The 382-nt window shown below is 37.4% G+C and carries 1 pseudogene; it reads right to left on the bottom strand.

From position 1 onward, the window contains the following. Window positions 1–269: pseudogene (locus DPG01_RS18620) on the bottom strand (alkyl hydroperoxide reductase subunit F); the annotation flags it as partial. Window positions 270–382 lie beyond the last annotated feature (113 nt).

Here is a 382-nt window from a genome sequence, read left to right as displayed (position 1 = left end):
ATCAAAGAGGTAAACTCATGTCCCATCGGTAAACCCGCAAAGAAGACACGTGGTTGTTCGCCCGCTTTTGCCACACCAAAGCTCGGTGCACGTGAATTTTGACCATCAAAACGTGCAGTCACCAGTGGAGACAGTGCTGCAACTTCTTCAACCAATTCTTTGATTTTGTCTGATTTCTCAGAACCGTTCAAAGTTGCAACCAATTCAATCGGACCTTCAAGGCGTTCAAGAAGCGTTTTTAATTGAGCTGAAGTATTTTGATCTAACATGGTTAAGCTCTCCAAAGCAGTCTGTAAAATTATTTGATAAAAGAATCATAGAGTAAATCTAAAAATAGATAAAACAGTTTGTTTTTATTTTAATAATCGGTTTTATAGATTTT

The organism is Acinetobacter sp. WCHAc060042, from assembly GCF_003231195.1.
Lineage (GTDB): Bacteria > Pseudomonadota > Gammaproteobacteria > Pseudomonadales > Moraxellaceae > Acinetobacter.
This window is presented reverse-complemented; position numbering and strand designations above follow the sequence as displayed.